The organism is Bacillus mycoides, from assembly GCF_018742245.1.
GTDB classification, from domain to species: Bacteria; Bacillota; Bacilli; order Bacillales; family Bacillaceae_G; genus Bacillus_A; species Bacillus_A cereus_U.
Genome location: NZ_CP036132.1, coordinates 1,243,380 through 1,259,417, shown reverse-complemented (window position 1 = coordinate 1,259,417; position 16,038 = coordinate 1,243,380). Strand labels below are relative to the sequence as shown.

The window sequence follows — 16,038 nt, the reverse complement described above, 5'->3', positions numbered from 1 at the left end:
TTATACCGAGTATATAGGTAAAGGAAACTTTACGTCAAGGTTCCTTTACATTCATTTAGATTATTTTGCATTCTATTTATATAGAAGAAACTTTTCAAATTCAGCACGTCTATTTTGAAATGAAACATGGAACAATGTATATAGCCGTTACTATATCTCCTCCCCGCTTTTGTGAAAATTTAATATCTCCATATTTGTTTTATCCTTTTAAAATATTTCATTCTTCTCCTTATTGGGTGATGTGCGCTATTGTTTTTACGTTGTTTTTCGCCATATTTATAGAAACTAACGGTTTATGAAGCATTTTTTATGTATAGCCACTTTTTTTGTAGAAATCCTTCATTTTCCTTTCAATATTTAACACTATCGATATAAAGTTTATGGTAAATTCATAATTTTTTATTTTTTATACTATATTCCGTTGTATTGTTGTATAATATCAATGAAAGCGCTTATTATTTCAATATACATAATTCGAACTAAACTTTATCGAAACATTCCGACAGTTATACTTATATTTAAATGCAACAATTATAGTTATTAATGTAGGCATACCAAATATATCCACCCCATTTTTCTGTAAAATTACTTTATAACATGAAAGATTAACTTGGGTGATAAGTAATTGTGAATGTTTTTTTACAAAACAGATAAGTAATAGTGTTTGGTATTATGTAAATTATTGTAATAACATAAGAGTAAAGATAACATTTACATTAATTATTAGTTCATCAATTATTGAAAAAGAGCAAAATGCACCTTTTGTATAGGAAAAGGATTATATGCATTGGGAGGTTTAAACAAATGACGAGGAAGAATACAACGACAAACCCTTGGGCCAAGTTCCATGGTCCGAACCTTGGTTATGTTATTGAACAGTATGATCTTTACGTAACTGGAGCAGGTTCTGTTGATCCGGAATTACAAGAGCTTTTTGAAATTTTTGGAGCTCCTTCGTTTCAAGATGATGTCGTAACAGGGGACAACACAGCAACACATTTTTCTCCTCAAAACACAGGTAACATTGAAAAAATTCTTAAAGTCGTTCAACTTGTTGAACAGATTCGTTCTTTCGGGCATACGTTGGCTCACATCAACCCAATGGAAGATGCTGCAAACGGACAATCTCTTATCGAAAAAACAATGAACGAACTGAGCGATGCTGATTTGAAAGCGATTCCAGCTAAAACAGTATGGCAAGATGCACCAGAGGGTATTCACACTGCACTTGATGTAATTCATAGATTAAAAGACGTTTATACAAAATCTTTAGCTTATGAATTCTCACATATACAAGATAGTGAAGAACGCGCGTGGTTGCATCAAATGGTGGAATCAAATTCATTGCGTCAACCATTATCAAATAAAAAACGAACTGCTCTTTTAAAACGTTTAACTGCTGTTGAAGGTTTCGAGCAATTCTTGCATAAAACATTCGTTGGTCAAAAACGTTTCTCAATAGAGGGCGTTGATATGCTTGTACCTGTACTAGATGAAATTGTTTCAGAAGGTGCTAAAGGCGGCGTAGAAGATGTCATGATTGGTATGGCTCACCGTGGTCGTCTAAGCGTACTCGCTCACGTATTAGAAAAGCCATATGGTCACATGTTTGCTGAGTTCAAACATGCAAAAATAGAAGGTGTAAAGGCAAATGCTGGCTGGACTGGCGACGTGAAATACCATTTAGGTAGAGAACAAGTCGTTGGTAATGAAGAAGTTAGCACTCGTGTTACATTAGCAAATAACCCGAGTCATCTTGAGTTCGTTAACCCTGTTGTTGAAGGTTTCGCACGTGCAGCTCAAGAGAATCGTAAAAAATCTGGTCTTCCAGAACAAGATACTACAAAATCATTCGTAATTTTAGTTCATGGTGATGCTGCATTCCCTGGTCAAGGTGTTGTGTCTGAAACATTGAACTTAAGTAGATTGAATGCATACCAAACTGGCGGAACTATTCATGTTATCGCAAATAATGCAGTCGGCTTTACGACTGATAGCTATGATTCTCGTTCTACTAAATATTCAAGCGACCTTGCAAAAGGTTTCGATATTCCGATTGTTCACGTGAATGCTGATGATCCAGAAGCTTGTCTTGCTGCTGCAAACCTTGCGATCCAATATCGTACGCTGTTCAAAAAGGACTTCTTAATCGATTTAATCGGTTACCGCCGATATGGTCATAACGAAATGGATGATCCAGCAGTTACGCAACCACAAGTGTACAAAAAAATTAAAAACCACCCAACTGTAAGAGCAATTTATGCAGATCAATTACAATCTGCTGGCGTTCTGAATGCAGATGAGGTTGAAACAATTGCTCAGTTTATACAAGAGGAATTAAAGGCTGAATACGCACAAGTGCCACCAGCTGATACGAGTGCTGCAACAATTCACGTTAAAGTTCCAGAAGTTGTTGCAAAAGGAATTCAACCGATTGACACTGGTGTTTCAATTGACTCACTTCGTGCAATTAATGAAGGACTATTATCTTGGCCTGAAGGCTTTAACGTATATCCAAAAGTGAAGAAAATTCTTGAGCGCCGTAAAGATGCTCTTGAAGAAAACGGTAAAATTGAATGGGCACTTGCTGAATCGTTAGCATTCGCTTCTATTTTACAAGAAGGTACGCCAATTCGTTTAACTGGTCAAGATTCACAGCGTGGTACATTTGCGCATCGTCATATCGTATTACACGATACTGATACAAACGAAACATATTCACCATTACATCGCTTACCGAACATTAACGCATCATTCTCTGTTCATAACAGTCCGTTATCAGAAGCTGCTGTTGTTGGTTACGAATATGGTTACAACGTATTTGCTCCAGAAACTCTTGTGATGTGGGAAGCGCAATATGGTGACTTCTCAAATACTGCGCAAGCATTATTTGATCAATATGTTTCAGCAGGAAGAGCGAAATGGGGTCAAAAATCAGGTCTAGTTCTTCTATTACCACACGGTTATGAAGGTCAAGGACCGGAGCATTCTAGTGCACGTCCAGAACGTTTCTTACAATTAGCTGCGGAGAACAACTGGACAGTTGCAAACTTAACGAGCGCGGCACAATACTTCCATATCTTGCGCCGTCAAGCATCTATCTTAGGAACAGAGGCTGTTCGACCATTAGTAATTATGACGCCGAAAAGCTTATTACGTCACCCACTTACACTTTCTACAGGTAGTGAGTTAAGTGAAGGACGTTTCCAACCTGCTTTAGAACAAGGAAACCTTGGTGCAAAACCAAACAAAGTAAAACGCCTTGTTTTAAGTACAGGTAAAATGGCAATTGACTTAGCAGCAGAAATCGAAAGTGGTAAGCATGAGTACAACTTAGATGAAGTTCATATGGTTCGTATCGAGCAGTTGTACCCATTCCCTGCTGAAAAAGTTCAATCTATTATTAAACGCTTTAAAAACTTAGAAGAAATCATTTGGGTTCAAGAAGAACCTCGTAATATGGGCGCTTGGCATTACATGGCTCCAATTCTGTTTGAACTAGCTGGGGATAAAGTGAAAACAGGTTACATTGGACGCCCGGATCGTTCTAGCCCATCTGGTGGCGATCCATTCGCTCACAAAGCTGAGCAAGAATTAATCGTTGCACACGCTTTAGATGTGAAGTACAACTTCCGTCAAGATAAACAAGAAATTGAAGTTTTTAGCAACTGAAAGTAACAATGAGTTTTTCAGGCCCGGCTGTGGCAGATAGTCTGCCACAGCCGGGCTAACAAATGGAGATTACCGAAGATTAAAGAAGACAAAACACACCGTTAGGCAAATAAGGGGAGGACATTTAAAATGATCGAAATTAAAGTACCTGAGCTTGCAGAATCTATTTCAGAAGGAACTATTTCACAATGGCTTATCAACGTAGGCGACAAAGTTGAGAAAGGTGGCAGCGTTGTTGAGCTTGAGACTGACAAAGTCAATGTAGAAATCATTGCAGAAGATTCAGGTATTGTATCGAAGTTACTAGGCGAACCTGGAGATACAGTTGAAGTTGGCGCTACTATCGCAATTTTAGACGCAAACGGTGCAGCAGTTGCAGTAAGTACACCTGCTCCAGCTAATGAGCAACCAAAACAAGAAACTACTGAAGCACCGAAAGCAGCAGCTCCAAGTGCTGAACAAAATAAAGCATTGCAAGGTTTACCAAATACAAATCGTCCTATCGCATCACCAGCTGCTCGCAAAATGGCTCGTGAATTAGGAATCGACTTAAACGACGTACGTAGTACAGATCTACTTGGACGTGTGAGACCACATGATGTACAAGCTCACGCTGCAGCTCCAAAAGAAGCACCAGCTGCTCCAAAACAAAGTCCGGCTCCAGTTGCAAAAACTGAATTCGAAAAACCAGTTGAGCGTGTGAAAATGTCCCGCCGCCGTCAAACAATTGCAAAACGTCTTGTAGAAGTTCAACAAACATCTGCAATGTTAACTACATTTAACGAAGTTGATATGAGTGCAATCATGGAATTACGTAAAGAACGCAAAGATGCTTTCGAGAAAAAACATGATGTACGTCTTGGCTTTATGTCATTCTTCACAAAAGCAGTTGTTGCAGCATTAAAACAATTCCCATTATTAAATGCTGAAATTCAAGGCGATGAGCTTATCATTAAAAAATTCTATGATATCGGTATTGCAGTAGCAGCTCCAGATGGATTAGTTGTTCCAGTTGTACGCGATGCTAACCAATTGAACTTCGCTGAAATTGAAAGCGAGATTCGTAATTTAGGTCTGAAAGCACGCGATAATAAACTTTCATTAAAAGAGCTACAAGGTGGTACATTTACGATCACAAATGGTGGCGTGTTCGGTTCTCTAATGTCAACACCAATCCTAAATAGTCCACAAGTAGGTATTCTAGGAATGCATAAAATCCAAGTACGTCCAGTTGCGATCGATAACGAGCGTATGGAAAACCGCCCAATGATGTACCTTGCACTATCTTACGATCACCGTATTGTTGATGGTAAAGAAGCAGTTAGCTTCCTTGTTGCTGTTAAAGATATGCTTGAAGATCCAAAATCATTATTATTAGAAGGTTGATAGATTATTAATCTATTAAAGGCTGTAGAATGTTTCATTCTACAGCCTTTTTTTATTGTATTCATACGGGACACATCACACTACATAGACTAATAATGTATGTCTAAAACGTAAGGGGGATAAAAATGAGTAACCTTCCAGTTCATGCAAAACTTAAAGCAAATAAGGATACTTTCTTCCTCCCCGATTCAAACGGGGGTGTTTACTTTCGAAATAACTCCAGTTCATTCCGTATGGATGGTGATGGAATTTATGACTGGATTGAGAAATTAATGCCTATGTTTAACGGTAATCATTCTTTGACAGAAATAACCGATGGTCTCCCTCTCCCCTATCAAAATCGAGTATTTGAAATTGGAGAGATTTTATATGAAAATGGTTTCGTTCGTGATGTAAGCCAAGATGCTCCCCACGAATTAAACAGTGCATTACTCGACAGATACGCTTCGCAAATTGAGTTTTTAGAAGCTGATTCCCATTCAGGCGCTTTAAAATTCGAAACGTACCGCGCAGCAAATGTGCTTATAATTGGTTCTGGCGATATGCTTACTTCCCTAGTTTCTTCTTTATTAGAATCTGGTTTACCTACATTTCATTATCTTGTTACAGATCGTGCTGAAACAAACTACGATCGAATTCATGAACTAAGCGAACGTGCATATGCAAATGATGACAATGTACTTATTCAAGAAATAGATATTACAATTGATCGCCCTTTGCATGAAGTATTCGAGCCTTTCGACTGGATTTTATACGTTTCCCAAAATGGAGATATTGAAAGTTTAAGAGCAATCCATACTATTTGTAGAGAGTTTAGGAAAAATTTCATACCAGCTATTTGCTTATCAAGAATTGGTTTAGCTGGACCCGTCGTAACCGCAGACCGTGAAGAATGCTGGGAATCAGCTTGGCATCGTCTACACGAAACTACTTTACAAAGTGAAAATCCACCTGAACCTTTCTCACCAATTGCATCTGCAATGTTAGCAAATGTTATCGTTTTTGAGTTATTTAAACATGTCGCTGAAGGTTCACACAGGCAGCATAATCCTCAATTCTTTTTATTAAACTTGGAAACACTTGAAGGAAAGTGGCACCCTTTCATAAAACATCTTCTCGCAACCGATGAAATCTTTACAATTGACACAGTGCAAAATCTTCAAGAAAACCTTGCCCATCGTTCCGGACAATATACTTCAACTGAACTTTTTCGTTTTTTTGATACGTTAACTTCTAAAGAAGCTGGCATATTCCACATGTGGGATGAACAAGATTTACACCAATTGCCTTTATCACAGTGCTATATTCAAGTTGCAAATCCATTATCAGATGGACCTACCTCTCCCCTTCCTACTATAACTTGCGGTGGATTAACTCATAATGAAGCACGCCGCGAAGCTGGTTTAACAGGAGTTGAAACATATGTAGCTGAAATGATTCATCGTCTTATCCCCGAACATACTGATATCGGTATTGGTGCTGGGGAAACGATGACAGAAGGTGTATACCGAGCACTACAAAAACATTTAAATAATAAGTTATGTGAACGCCAATCACATATGCTAGAAGAGATTACAGAGCTTGATTTAACCGCAATTCATGATAAACATTGTAGGTTTTACTACGATGCTCTCTCTACAATTCATGAAATACCTAAAGTAGGAATGAGTGAGGAGTTACTTGGTTTTCCTGTCGTTTGGATCGGTATAAATGATAGATGGTATGGTGCGGCAAATATTAATATAACACTCGCGTTAAGAAATGCTCTGCAACAAGCACTCCTTCATATTCAAAATGAAGAGATTCCTTATAAAGCTAATATGTTACCGGAATCATCCATTGTTTTATATAGTACGGATTCTGTTAGAGTAGCAATACAAGAAGAGGAAGAAATTCCGGGCGTACAGTCTTTACAAGTTGCTTTGCAAAATTTAACGGAAAACAACTTTTATCCATTCGTTTTTGATTTAGCTATTGAGTCATTTTTAAGAGACAACTTAGACGGTGTATATGGGGTATTAATTGCAAAGGAGGATGACCAATGACTCAAAACATATTACTTATAGGAGATGGCCTACTCACAGACTATGTACATGAGCAATTGTGTAAGCAATATTCACTCATCCGCCAGCATACCATTCCAGAAATTCTCCCTGAAAACATTCATCTTGCTCTCGTCTTACATGACGGGTCTCCTTCTTCCGTACATCATGATGCTGAGCTTATCTTTCGCTCAAATAATATTCCATGGCTTCGCGCGTTTACTTCGTTTGGTGAAGGTATTATCGGTCCTTACGTTCAGCCTCTTACAACTGGATGTTCCCACTGCGCTGATGGACGCCGGTTTATAGCTGGATTTGATCAAAAAGAAATGTGGGAACTACAACGGAAATATGCATTAAAAGCAGATAACGTGACACGGCGTGATGTACGCGCCACCCAAAATGGAATGTTACAAATGTGCCAGCTCATTCATGCTGAAACAGAGAAGATATTAACTAACAAACATTCTTCTATAAACAATGAACTCATTTTACTGGACTTACAAACGTTACAATGTACCCGGCATTCGTTTCTTCCAGACCCTCTCTGTCCGGTATGCAGCAATTTGTCTGACGATACAGCAGATGCAGCGCAAATTTCTTTACAACCAAGTTTAAAAACGAGTACTGAAACGTATCGCTGCCGTTCTATTCATGAGCTAAACACATTTTTAACGAGAGACTATTTAGATTACCGGACTGGTATTTTAAACGGCCAAATGCAACATTCTTTATTACCGTTTTCTGATGTTATTATAAACATGCCATTAATGTTCGGCAATGAAGGTGTCGCGGGCCGAACTCATTCATTCGCACTTAGTGAAGCAACCGCTATTCTAGAAGGGTTAGAAAGATATTGCGGTATGTCGCCTCGCGGGAAAAAGCCAAATGTGCATGGTAGTTTTCATGAGCTAGAGCATATTGCACTGAACCCCCTCACACTCGGTGTGCATACAATTGAACATTACAATCGTGATACTTGTCCATTTAAGCCGTTTGATCCTGATTATGAGCAAAACTGGGTATGGGGATACTCTTTATCACAAAGCCAGCCACTTTTAGTTCCAGAATCAATCGCTTATTATAGCCTCGGTCATCGAGATGCTTTCGTATATGAAACATCAAATGGATGTGCAATTGGTGGTAGTTTAGAAGAGGCAATTTTTCACGGCATTTTAGAAATTGTAGAGCGTGACGCCTTTTTGCTCACTTGGTATGCCGAATTACCTCTTCCCCGCCTTGATCTCAGTTCAGCAAATGATACAGAATTACAATTAATGATCCAGCGGTTACACACGATTACCGGGTATGAATTACATGCTTTTAATGCAACGATGGAACACGGCATCCCGAGCCTATGGGTCATTGCAAAAAATACGCGTGAAAATGGAATGAACGTTGTTTGTGCAGGAGGCTCTCATTTAGACCCAATCCGAGCTCTAAAGAGTGCAATTCATGAAATAGCAGGCATGTTACTTATAGCAGACGAAGAGCTCGATCAAAAAAGAGAGTATTACGAAAACTGCTTACAAGATCCCTACCTCGTTAATAAAATGGAAGATCATAGTATGCTGTACGGATTGAAAGAAGCGGAAGAACGTCTTCACTTCCTTTTACGTGAAGATGCTCCGGTGCAAACGTTCCAAGAAATGAATGCATTACAATCATTTGATATGGATTTAACATCTGATCTTCATCAACTTTTAAACCGGCTACATCAATCTAGACTTGAAGTAATCGTTGTAGATCAAACGGTCCGCCTTATAGAAAAGAACGGCTTACATTGTGTAAAAGTCATTATTCCAGGCATGTTACCGATGACGTTCGGTCACCATCTTACTCGGGTTACAGGACTGGATAGAGTCTATACCGTACCGATGACACTTGGATATAGAACTGAGCCTTTAACGAATGAAAAGTTAAATCCACACCCGCATCCGTTTCCATAATTCATAGCGAGGGGGAAATTTGATGCAACTGGATACCTTTTTACATCATCTCCATTTTTCTATTAATGAAATTATGTCGTCTGATAAAGAGATTGATTGGGAAGACGCACCACTTCCTTATAAATTATATCGAAATTTACCAGTCATCCCTCTCTCTTTAGAAATCCCATTAACTTTGCGGAATTCTTCTACTAAACCTAACTTAGAGGATATCGGTCATTATCTTTGGTACTCATTTGGTTTAACACAATTCTGTCAGCCTACTACTAACCTAGAAAATAATAAAACAACATCTCTATTTCGAAGATTCATCCCTTCTGGGGGTGCTTTATATCCAAATGAATTATATATGTATTTAAAAATTGAGCATTATCCAGACGGCATTTACCATTACGACGCCGCACATCACCGTCTTATCTTACTTCGCGAAGGAAATTTCGATTCTTATCTTACAGAAGCACTCGGCAATCGTTGCAACATACATTCTTGTTTTGGTGCTGCATTCGTATCCACTATGTTTTGGAAAAACTTCTTTAAATACAATAACTTTTCGTATCGTCTGCAAGGATTAGATAGCGGTGTGCTCATCGGTCAATTACTTGAATGTGCAAAACAATTCGGTTATACAAATGGTTTATATTTTCAGTTTCTAGACCGGGCAATGAATCATTTACTTGGACTGTCTGAAGGTGAAGAAAGTGTGTATGCTGTTATTCCTTTAAGTACAGAACCGAATACAGATTGGTTTCATGATGATCATCACGAAAATAAAACAGTTACTTCTCATAACTTACTGCAGCAAATCCCGCCATTAGCACATGAGCATTTCGTTCGTTCAAAACATGTAGATGACTATCCGATGATAAAAAAAATAAACGCGGCATCTATGATTGAATCGACAGAACACTTCCAAACATTTACCTGTGAAGAACGACAACAATATAGTCCACATGCTGTACAGCTACCTAAAGTGGAACGTTTATCATATGATTTTTTACAACTTTGTAAAAAACGATATTCACCTGATTCTGACTTCATTTTAACGAAATGGGATGCAGCCGAGCTCGCTACTCTACTACAAGAAGCGAGCCTCTCTTTCCCTTATTACAACGATCTTGATGGCAAGTATGTAAATGAAAACGCACGGGTCTCATTATATGGATGTTTTTATAACGTAAAAGACATAGAAAACGGTGCTTACGCTTATAACAGTAGGACACATTCCCTACAGCCAATACAGCATGGAGACCTTCGTTATTCTCTTCAGTCCAGTATGACGATGGATAACGTAAATCTTTTTCAAGCACCACTTTGTCTACATGTAATCGGAAATAAAGATTACTATAAAAATAAATTAGGTTATAGAGGATATCGAATTCATCAAATGGAAGCTGGCATGCTCGTTCATAAACTCGTTTTAGCTGCAACCGCTCTGGGGATGGGCGGGCATCCGTTACTAAGTTTTGATACAAATTCATGCGATCAATTGTACGGGATTGATGCCGGAAATAAAACTTCACTCATTCAAATTCCGGTTGGAGCGTATCGAGCGCGGAATTGGCTAAAGGGATATTTGCATAATTAGAAGCACGCCGGTTGATGGCGTGCTTTTTTTAAAGGACTTAAATTATTAAAAGCGAAATAAATACATATTCTTATATAAAAGGAGAGTTTGAATTGAGTATTTTACAAAAATTAATCGAGCAAGCGAAAAACCCTCGCGGGACAATTGGTTCCTCTATGCTTTGCATTATGAATGCTGCGCATACGAGACTAACAAATTGGGCTTTACAAAAAATACATATACGTGAAGATGCAGTTATTTTAGATATCGGTTGCGGAGGTGGGAAAACAATACATAGCCTTTCAAGACTAACTCCCCACGGAAAAATATACGGCATTGACTATTCAGAACAAGCTGTTGAAAACTCAAAGAAAACCAATATGAAGGATGTAAAAACAGAAAAAATAATCATTCATCAGGCAAACGTTTCCTCTATTCCATACAATACGAACTTCTTCGATCTCATTACCGCTTTTCAAACCCACTACTTTTGGCCTGATGTTGGGAATGATATGAAAGAAGTATTTCGCGTCTTAAAACCGAACGGATCCTTTTTACTAGTCGCTGAAACTTTCAAAATTCAATATCATATGGATAAATTTAAGACGACCGAAGAATTAGTAAACCTTTTTTATAAGACGGGATTTACAAGCGTGAAATGTTACGAAGAAAGAGGTTGCCTTTGCGTAATAGGAAATAAGTAAAAAAGCAGACCATTAGGGGTCTGCTTTTCACTAGATTAATTTAAAAATACTCTTAATTTGTCTCGCAAATAACCAATTTTTCGTACCGTAGTTATCATTCAGACTATCTAAACTGATAGATTGTCCGTTAGCAAACTTTAATTCTAACGTTGTATTTTTGTCATTTGTTTTTAAGTTACTATTTGTAATATCATCATACTTTAATTTTCCAATCTCAATATACTCTTCCTTCTCTTCTCCGATAACAACGTGATCTTGGAAGAAGAACAATACTTCTACTTTCTTACCGAAACAAAATACGTTTTTCGTATAAATTAATGTCGCGTTATCAAGTCCGACACATACTTCTTTCATCTCTTCAACAACGTTTCCTAAGTCTTCTTCGTTTCTTGCATTTGATTCAGCAATCCATTCTTCGATTGTATTCATGTTAATTGCCATACTGTGCCCCCTGGTTCGTTCATTGCTTTATTAAAAAATAAATACTATATGACAATATAAGCGATACGTACTATGTTTTCAAGAGCGAACGGTATATTCGAAATAAAGTGAAACTTTATTTATTCCCCTTTAACAAAAAAATAGCACTTAAAAAAGTGCTATTCCGCTCGCCTTGCTGCTTGTTGAATTGGATCCCAAACGCTGTTATATGGTGGTGCGTAACTTAAATCAACATCTTCTAAATCGTGAATGCTCATTTTATTGAAAAGTGCCATTGCGATAACATCAATACGTTTATCTACACCTTCTTCTCCAATTACTTGTCCGCCTAATAATTGTTTCGTATCGGCGTGATATAGTAATTTCAAGTGAAGTGGCGAAGCACTTGGGTAATAGCCCGCCATATTTGTTGAATCTACTTTGACCGTCTTATACGGGATGTTTAGCCCTTTCGCTTCTTTTTCATTTAAGCCTGTTCTTGCGAGCGTCAGATTCATAAATTTAATAATGCCTGTACCTAACGTACCTTTGAATGCTCTTCGTTTATCAACCATATTGAGTCCGGCAAGTCGCCCTTGTTTATTCGCAGTCGTTCCAAGCGGGATATGGTCGTGCATTTCCTTTATTACATGGTAATGCGTTGCACAATCCCCTGCTGCATATACGTCTTGTACATTCGTTTGCATATAAGCATTTACTTCAATTGCACCTTTAGGATTTTTACGTATATTTGTCCCTTCAAGAAAATCAGTATTTGACTGTACACCGACAGATACTAAAACGAGATCTGTTTTATACGTACCTTTATCTGTTTCAATTTGTTCTACTCGTTCTTTTCCTACAAACGCTTTTACATTTTCATTCGTTAAAATTTCAATCTGATGTTTATCTGCTTCTTTATGTATATATTCCGCCATATCAGCATCATAAATTGTGCCAATATGATCGTTTCGCTCAATCATTCTTACTTTCTTACCAAGTTCTACAAATGTTTCTGCCATCTCTAGACCAATTGCACCGCCGCCAATAATCGTTACGTGCTCAACGCTATTTGTTTGTAATGTGTCTACTATACGCTCAGCATCCGGAATTGTTTTTAAAAGATGAACACCTTGTAAATCTTTACCTTCCCAATCCGGCATAACAGGGCGTACACCAGTCGCAATTAATAAACGGTCATATAAAAATTCAAATACATCTTTCGTCTTCGTATGTACTGCATATACAATTTTCTTTTCTGTATCTACTTTCGTTACTTCATGACGCACTTTCGCATCAATTCCATATTTATCACGAAACGTTTTTACATCGCGTGCAATTAACTTTTCAGTAGAGGCGATAACACCACTAATCACATACGGTAATCCGCACTGAGCGTATGAATAGATTTCACCTTTTTCTAACGTTACAACATTTGCAGTTTCATCGTTTCTAACAATTTGCATTGCTGCACTCATACCTGCTGCATCTCCGCCAATAATGACATAGTTCACTTTACCACTCCTTCTTTTTACATACTCTTTACGATTTCCATATTTTATAGAAATAACACCTACTTCTATTGTAAAGAATGTGCATTTCATCTACAAATTTTGTGCACAAACCTATGCTTGAATAGGTATCCGTCGTGTCTTATAAACAACATGTGTAATATGCTATAACAGAAGCAATTGAAAGTAGGTGAAATATACATGTGCCCTGGCCTTCTCGCCCAAACTCCAGAGGAACCGCAAGAACCGAAAGCCGCCACGCCACTTGACCAAGAATTTTCCATTAACGCAACAATATACAGCGCTCGTGCTTGGTTGTCTGACAATAATACTTACGCTCAAGATATTTGGAAAGGCACTCGCTTCGCTTCAGCATCACATGCTGGTAAGTCCATATTTCCAAGTGGTACTATTAAAGTTATTAACTTATCTTCAGATACAATAACAGTTACTACATCAGGAGAGGCAGATCATACTCTCAAAACAGTCGTACCACCCCATTCTGAAGTGGCTTTATCACCCAGTTCGTTATCCGCTGTACAGGCTAGTACATCCGGAAAGGCAAGTAAAGTCACATTCCTCTTTCACATCTTTTTCTCAAGGGATCCCGGTCCAGCTAAACAACCATAGAAAAGGTACAGTAATATACACTGTACCTTTTTCATGCACTCTATTCTCTTGATTTAATCAGTTCAACATTATAAGATTCCACACTCGTTAACGTTCCCGTAAAATACGGATTTTCTCTATACCAAGACTGTTTTGAAAAATACGCTTGCATATCTTTCGTTTGAAACATATGTCCATGCCTTGCGTATATTTCATTTCTAGCAATTTTCAACTGTTCTTTCGATAAATATGTTAAGTCCGTACTTGTTAATTTTCGAATATCACTATCAGGGAAGATGAAACCATTATATACATAATGAGTAGTAGTTGGCGGAGTGACATTATAAACAACTGTTTTTTCTACACTTTTCTTTTGAAACGGAAGGTTATAAGCCGAAAGTGCCGTTACCGTTTCTACCTTTGTCGTTTCCCTTCCGCTTTCTCCATTTCGTTCTAAATAAATCGCCGCACTTCCATCAGTCGCTATCGGTCCCCACCTAATTTCTTCTCCGGTCAACGCTGTAACTGGCTTTTGATTCACGTATAATGTCGCACCAGGCGCATTCGTTTGAACTGTAATATATTGCCCTTGCAGTGTTAAATCTATCGTTACATTATTTTGACTTTGTTTCATAAGTACAACCTTTTCCTCACGTAATAATTTTACATAGTCATTTTTATATTCTGCTTGAAATACTTGAGTTCCTGGAAGAAACGGTCCATATTGCTTGTCAAACTTTTTATCATTTGTTTTATCAATTTCTTTTCCGTTCAATTTTAAAGATGTACCTTTTTCATTTGTAAGCAGAGTCGTATAATACGTCTTCGCTTTCAATTTATACCGATCAAATAAAACGAAATACTTCCCGTCTTTCGTTAAAGAAAAATCTGCTCTTTCTATTCCATCCCCTTGTTTTTCACCTTGCCTCAAATATTCTTTCAATTCATTCACGTAAGATGGATTTTCTTTTATATATGAAAATAGAGGCGTTAAACTCTCTCTCGTTACAATAACGGCTGGATCATCTGCCGTTATGATCTCAGCTAATTTCTCTCCGTCCCTCTCTTGTAAAACAGTAATAATTCTCTCTACTTGCGATGATTGTGAGTAATATGAAGAGCCATACGCATATAATCCGCCCAATACTATAATAAAAAATGTTAAAAGTGTAATTCCAATTATTGTCCCTTTGCTCATTTTTTGCTTCTTTACTACAGGATTTCCCCTCTTCGTCCCGCAGTTTTGACAAAATTGCACACCGTCTTCAAAATGAATCCCACACTTTGTTCATACATTCATCCATTCAACCACCTTTTCGTTAGAAGCCAGTTAATCCCTGTGTAAAGGTTTGAATTATCGTGTTAATGTAAGACCAAAACACAATAAACGTTGCAATTCCAATTAAAACATTTGCGATAAGAAGTGTGTACACAGGATCTAATCCACCGTTATCTAGTTTTAATATAGCTACAATTATACTAATCCCTATATATGTCGTAGCTATCCATAGTAATATTGGTAAGAAAAAGATTAATAAGAAACTAAAAAGAAAAGAAAGAACTAGTATAGCAATAGCTGGCGTCGCTATCGTCCCCCATATGCCGAATGCTTCAAGAAAAGAAAAAGATGATTTCATCATCTTACCACTTACAAAAATAATAAATCCGACAAATAAAGTTAAAATTAATAAAAAGAAAAAGACCATTACAGATTCTCCAAAGAAAGTAGGAGTAGATACATCTGGCACTAATGTCCTCGTAACAGTCGCCGCTGTGCTCATCATTCTATAAAAAATACATGCTCCTAAAAAGCAAATAAGCACAAGACTTACAATTCCATTTCGCACTTCAATATTTCCACTTTCCATAATGGCCGATGGTGATTTAAAAGCATTTTTAAAGAACTGAAAATAGCCACTTGCAAATTGTTTCGCCTGCTCTACCGTTTCATTTGGGCGAGTTTCCTTTACTTGTGCCGCGCTCGATAGTTGCCCTTCTTCCTGCACACCACTTACTACTACTTCTTCCGATAACGAATGTCCACAATTCCCGCAAAACTTTGCTTCCGCTGCATTTTCTGTATTACACGCCGTACATTTCATTCTCTCATCCCTCCTTAAGCATATACCTTATAGGGTGTTACAAATTCAATATATGACTTTGTACATAAAACATGACTAC

11 protein-coding genes are annotated in these 16,038 nt (G+C 37.7%); 7 read left to right on the top strand and 4 right to left on the bottom strand.

The genetic code is table 11. From position 1 onward, the window contains the following. The first annotated feature begins 804 nt into the window (after nt 1–804). The 6 genes from odhA (at nt 805) to EXW56_RS06315 (ending at nt 11,317) form a co-directional block, all read left to right on the top strand. Nucleotides 805–3,672, top strand: a complete 2,868-nt coding sequence (gene odhA / locus EXW56_RS06340) for a 2-oxoglutarate dehydrogenase E1 component (protein ID WP_215558174.1) — start codon at nt 805–807, stop codon at nt 3,670–3,672. A gap of 129 nt (nt 3,673–3,801) precedes the next feature. Further along, complete coding sequence (odhB, locus tag EXW56_RS06335; RefSeq protein WP_002201328.1) at nt 3,802–5,058, top strand: 2-oxoglutarate dehydrogenase complex dihydrolipoyllysine-residue succinyltransferase; 1,257 nt, start codon at nt 3,802–3,804, stop codon at nt 5,056–5,058. A 125-nt stretch (nt 5,059–5,183) separates the two neighbouring features. Next, a complete protein-coding gene (locus EXW56_RS06330; RefSeq protein WP_002201329.1) occupies nt 5,184–7,103 on the top strand; it encodes a putative thiazole-containing bacteriocin maturation protein in 1,920 nt (639 codons plus the stop codon). Continuing rightward, the gene (locus tag EXW56_RS06325; RefSeq protein WP_098988187.1) at nt 7,100–9,049 is read left to right on the top strand and encodes a TOMM precursor leader peptide-binding protein; all 1,950 of its coding nucleotides are present in this window, start codon (nt 7,100–7,102) and stop codon (nt 9,047–9,049) included. The genes EXW56_RS06330 and EXW56_RS06325 overlap by 4 nt, the downstream gene beginning before the upstream one ends. 22 nt (nt 9,050–9,071) lie before the next feature. Then, nucleotides 9,072–10,634 carry a SagB family peptide dehydrogenase gene (locus EXW56_RS06320; RefSeq protein WP_002201331.1) on the top strand — a complete coding sequence of 521 codons (1,563 nt, stop codon included), beginning with the start codon at nt 9,072–9,074 and terminating at the stop codon, nt 10,632–10,634. A gap of 92 nt (nt 10,635–10,726) precedes the next feature. Further along, on the top strand, nt 10,727–11,317 hold the full coding sequence (locus tag EXW56_RS06315) for a class I SAM-dependent methyltransferase (RefSeq protein ID WP_002201332.1): 591 nt from the start codon (nt 10,727–10,729) through the stop codon (nt 11,315–11,317). A 30-nt stretch (nt 11,318–11,347) separates the two neighbouring features. On the opposite strand, the gene EXW56_RS06310 is transcribed toward EXW56_RS06315, so the two are convergent. Both EXW56_RS06310 and EXW56_RS06305 read right to left on the bottom strand, forming a co-directional pair. Continuing rightward, a complete protein-coding gene (locus tag EXW56_RS06310; RefSeq protein ID WP_002158830.1) occupies nt 11,348–11,758 on the bottom strand; it encodes a DUF3908 family protein in 411 nt (136 codons plus the stop codon). 158 nt (nt 11,759–11,916) lie between these two features. Beyond that, nucleotides 11,917–13,251 carry an FAD-dependent oxidoreductase gene (locus tag EXW56_RS06305; RefSeq protein WP_215597320.1) on the bottom strand — a complete coding sequence of 445 codons (1,335 nt, stop codon included), beginning with the start codon at nt 13,249–13,251 and terminating at the stop codon, nt 11,917–11,919. 198 nt (nt 13,252–13,449) lie between these two features. Here EXW56_RS06305 and EXW56_RS27535 point away from each other — a divergent pair, with 198 nt between their 5' ends. Continuing rightward, nucleotides 13,450–13,878 (top strand): hypothetical protein, encoded by a 429-nt coding sequence (locus EXW56_RS27535; RefSeq protein ID WP_252197282.1) that lies wholly within the window; start codon nt 13,450–13,452, stop codon nt 13,876–13,878. Between the two features lie 40 nt (nt 13,879–13,918). Here the strand turns inward: EXW56_RS27535 and EXW56_RS06300 are convergent, their stop codons facing one another. Then, nucleotides 13,919–15,055 carry a TcaA 3rd/4th domain-containing protein gene (locus EXW56_RS06300; RefSeq protein WP_427223487.1) on the bottom strand — a complete coding sequence of 379 codons (1,137 nt, stop codon included), beginning with the start codon at nt 15,053–15,055 and terminating at the stop codon, nt 13,919–13,921. Nucleotides 15,056–15,176: 121 nt separating this feature from the next. Next, nucleotides 15,177–15,959 carry a zinc ribbon domain-containing protein gene (locus EXW56_RS06295; protein WP_215597319.1) on the bottom strand — a complete coding sequence of 261 codons (783 nt, stop codon included), beginning with the start codon at nt 15,957–15,959 and terminating at the stop codon, nt 15,177–15,179. Nucleotides 15,960–16,038: the final 79 nt, after the last annotated feature.